The organism is Streptomyces sp. NPDC058279, from assembly GCF_042881255.1.
In the GTDB taxonomy this organism is placed as follows: Bacteria; Actinomycetota; Actinomycetes; order Streptomycetales; family Streptomycetaceae; genus Streptomyces.
The window spans coordinates 1-3,766 of the sequence record NZ_JBHVYA010000046.1; the positions used below are offsets into that span (position 1 = coordinate 1).

At 68.7% G+C, this 3,766-nt stretch carries 3 protein-coding genes and 2 pseudogenes; 2 read left to right on the forward strand and 3 right to left on the reverse strand.

All coding sequences use genetic code 11. The features are described 5' to 3' along the window. Positions 1-153: 153 nt before the first annotated feature. A pseudogene (locus ACFVXJ_RS31110) lies at positions 154-621 on the forward strand (IS701 family transposase); the annotation flags it as partial. Between the two features lie 438 nt (positions 622-1,059). Here ACFVXJ_RS31110 and ACFVXJ_RS31115 read toward each other — a convergent pair. Then, complete coding sequence (locus tag ACFVXJ_RS31115) at positions 1,060-1,548, reverse strand: isochorismatase family protein (RefSeq protein ID WP_389666805.1); 489 nt, start codon at positions 1,546-1,548, stop codon at positions 1,060-1,062. Between the two features lie 269 nt (positions 1,549-1,817). Here ACFVXJ_RS31115 and ACFVXJ_RS31120 point away from each other — a divergent pair, with 269 nt between their 5' ends. Beyond that, positions 1,818-2,006, forward strand: a complete 189-nt coding sequence (locus ACFVXJ_RS31120; protein WP_389666806.1) for a hypothetical protein — start codon at positions 1,818-1,820, stop codon at positions 2,004-2,006. Between the two features lie 180 nt (positions 2,007-2,186). Here ACFVXJ_RS31120 and ACFVXJ_RS31125 read toward each other — a convergent pair whose 3' ends face one another. After that, positions 2,187-3,176, reverse strand: coding sequence for a helix-turn-helix domain-containing protein (locus ACFVXJ_RS31125; protein WP_389666808.1), 990 nt, complete (start codon positions 3,174-3,176; stop codon positions 2,187-2,189). A 350-nt stretch (positions 3,177-3,526) separates the two neighbouring features. Further along, positions 3,527-3,766, reverse strand: a pseudogene (locus tag ACFVXJ_RS31130) (NADP oxidoreductase); the annotation flags it as partial.

Genomic DNA, 3,766 nt, shown 5'->3' on the forward strand with positions numbered 1-3,766 from the left:
GAAACCCCCGCAACTACCTGGCCTTTCTCGGCCTCGCCGCCGCCCTCTGCTGCTACAAACGACTCGTCCGCCTCACCACATAGGACACGGTCTAAACCGATACTGCAACGGCGTTTGGCGAGACTGGTGGCCAGGTTGGTCGTTGGTCTGGTTATGGGTGGGGATCTCGGTGGTGTCAGGTCGTGGGAGGGCATGCCTGGGTGAGTTGCACGAGCGCTTCTTGCACCGGTTTGCCCGGTCGGAGCCGCAGGAGTCGGCGCTGGCGTATATGCGGGGCCTGATAGCTCCGTTGGAGCGGAAGAACGGTTGGACGCTTGCGGAGAAGGCCGGGCACGCGGCTCCCGACCGGATGCACCGACTGTTGAACCGGTGCGACTGGGACGCTGATGAATTCCTCGATGACGTCCGCGAGTACGTCGTCGAACATCTCGTGATCCGGATGCGGTTCTGATCGTGGACGAGACCGGATTCCTGAAGAAGGGCGTCCGCTCCGCCGGAGTCCAGCGCCGGTACTCGGGAACAGCCGGGCGGACGGAGAACTGCCAGGTCGGAGTCTTTCTCGCCTATGCCGCCCAACGCGGCCGCACGCTGATCGACCGCCGTCTGTACGTGCCCACGTCGCATCCGCGAAGACCCGCGCCAACCGGTCCCGCACCCGTATCGCCGGACTCCCCTTCGGAAACGCCGCCCGCGCCACCGCCGCGGTCTGCTCCGGGATCTCCGGCAACCCCGCCAGCCGCATCGACACTCGCCCCACCTCCACGGCCGCACGACACAGAAGCGACCTCAGGAACGAATGCCGGCGGTAAGCGCGGCCTGCTGCTGCGGCGATGGCGGACAGGCCGACTTCCTCGTTGACCGCTTCCGGGGGACAGGGCGTCAGGCATGACCACACGCTACGGTCATCCCCGCCGGTGCGCCCCGCGGCAGACCGGAGAGCGACGCGGGCGCGGGGCTGGCGGAGGGTGCAGCAGTCGTGATCAATCCGGTCGGCCGCCCGCGCAACGGTCCAGACGCGGGCGCCGCCCAGTCTACGGGGCGTACCGGACTGAGTAGGCGTCAGCTGTAGTCGGCGGTGTTCCGTACCTCGCCGAAGCGCGGGAAGCTCCGCGCTACGGTGAACTCGTGCTCGTCCGCGGCCAGTCCGGACATCGCGTCGGCGACGAACTCCACCTCGTAGCCATGGTCGGCCGCAGCCCTTGCGGTGGATTCGACGCCCATCGTCGTGACCAGCCCGGCGAGCACCACGGTGTCCACGCCGAGCTTGCGTAGCTGTTCGTCCAGGTCGGTGCCGTAGAACGCTCCGATGGTGCGCTTGACGACCACGATGTCCCCGCGCTGTACCAGGCCATCGGCGAAGTCGCTGCCCGGCGGCTGCTCTGCGACGTTCGGGCGCTCCACCCGGACCAGCACCACCGGCTGTCCGCTCGCCCGGAATGAACGGGCCAATGCACGGCAGCGCGCGAGCACTTCGTCACCGGAGTGAGGTGCCAGCGGGAGGGCGATGATGCGCGGCATCAGGTCGATGAGGATCAGTGCGGAGGTCATGGCGGCAATCGTAAGACCGTTCGGTCCCCCGGCAATTGAGTGGCACGCAGGCGAGGCTGAGGACGCAGCCTGCCGCGGGGGGCTCCGCTCTCTGCACTTGGCAAGGCGCCGCTCCTGGTAGCACGAAACCACCTCCTCACCCTGAAATGCCCCCAGGCCGCCGGTAGCGATGCTGTCGTTCTTGACCATGTACGTGCCGTTGACGTACACGGCGGGTACCCCGCGTACCTGGAGGCGGTCTGCGGTTTCCCTGTGCTGGGTGGCCCCGGGTGTTCGCCGTGGCCGCCGCGGTGCTGCCGGACCGCCGGGCCGTCGGGGTGACCGCCGAGGAGTACGGGCTCGTCGTCCGCAACGTGGTCGTCCAGGCCGGCATCCCAGCCGAGCAATACGACACCCACCCTGAACACCCCCAGGTCAAGACCCCGGACACTCGTAGGTGTACAGGTGCTTGCCAGTGACGCTGCATCAGATGCAGGCTTGATACCCGGCGCCGCATCCAGCCGGGGAGCTTGCCGGCCCCTTCCATGGGAGCCGAGCGGAGTGAACCCTCAGGGGCGGGGGCGGGCCCCGGCGCGACTACGGCATCAGCACCCGCACCGCCGAACGCCTCATCCACAGGCCCGCACCAACACCCGGCCCTAGGCCGCCGCCGGCCTGGTTGAGCGGGCGTACTCGGTGGGAGTCTGACCATAGTGTTTCTTGAAGGCTCGGGTGAAGTGACTGCCGTCCGCGAACTGCCAGTGTGCGGCGAGTTCCGAAATGGTCAGGCGCCCTGCCGGCGCGACCAGGGCGAGCCGGGCCTCGTGCAGCCGCCGATGGCGGATGTAGGTGCTCACCTGCTCACCCACCGCGGCGAACGCCCGGTGCAGGGTGCGGACCGAGACGTTGAGTTCACGCGCGAGCATCGCCGGAGAAAGGTCGGGGTCAGCGAGCCGACGGTCCGCGAGGTCCTTGGCCGCCCGGGTGAGCGCGGGAGCCAACCGGGGTTCTACGTCGTCGAACCGGCCCTTCACCACCGCCTTGGTCAGCTCGATCAGGGTACCTTGGGCGGCTGCCACACCGGCCGGGCCGAGGTCGGCCACGGTCATGTGGATCATGTCTGCGAGGGCCGTCAGCAAGCGCATCTCGGCCGAGTCCGCCGACCCGGCGACGACCCGGTTCCCGAGCAGGGGTTTGAGCTCGCCGGGGGGCAGGACGAGGAACTTCGCCGTGAGGTGCGCCGACGTCTCGAACGCCGTCAGACGCCCGAGGTGCCGGACGAGGAACTGCCCGGCCGAGACGGTCCGGTCGCCGTGACCGGACGGGCCTCCCAGAGTCCATCCGCCGCTCCGCACGACGTACATGGCAACCAGATCCTGATCGCCGCCCGGGACGTCCGCGGTCCGGGTGGCCGACGCGGCGTGGAGATCGGCGATCGCTGCGCCGTGCACCTTGGCGACGTTGCCCTTGACCCGGAAGTCACCGATCGTGTCCGGGCTGAAGGCCGGCAGTTGGAAGACATCGTCGCCGACCTGCGTCTGCCACCCGCGCCGGAACGCGTCGAGTCCCTGCGGTCCGGAGTCCGGTGCTGTCGAGTCCACTGCGAACACCCCGCGCGCGCCGTCGACCTCCGCTCCAGTACCGTGCACCCCTCTGCGATCCTCTCGTCTGCAGTGCTTCAACGCCGTCCTGTGGTGGTCGTGTTCCGCAGGACGGCGCCGTGACCCATGTGGGCACCGCGCCAATCTTCCTATAGACAGATCGCATTGCGGCGACCGAGAGGCAGAGTTGATGCTTCTGATGCGGCGAGATGAACTGATCGCCCGAGTAAGCGCCGTGGTGGTCGGTTCGCGCCCCGTTCGGCGACGGAAACGACGCGACCCCTGACGATCAGGCTTCTCGCAGCCTGATCGTCAGGGGTCGCGCCCGCGCCCGATCCTCCCTCACGGGCTCGTGCCGGTGCCGCCTCCGGTGGCCCGCAGCGTGTGCGGCTCGGCGGTCAGCGGGCGATGGAGATCGCGAAAGGCACGAATCCGTTGGACCGGATCACGTGGGGCACGAAGAGGATGGCGGCCTCCGTGGCGCGGGCGGTCTGGATTCCGCCGAGGTCGGTGATCCACTCCTTTTGCCAGCTCAGGTCCATGAGCAGTTCGCGGACGGTCTGCTTGGCCTGCGGGTCCTCGCCGGAGAGGAAGGCGTCGGGCGCCTGGGTGAGCGTGGCGGGCGCGGTCATCACCGG

Bases quoted from the DNA above. Each gene is read 5' to 3' on its own strand.
- ACFVXJ_RS31115 (WP_389666805.1), bottom strand. From the start codon at position 1,548: ATGACCTCCGCACTGATCCTCATCGACCTGATGCCGCGCATCATCGCC.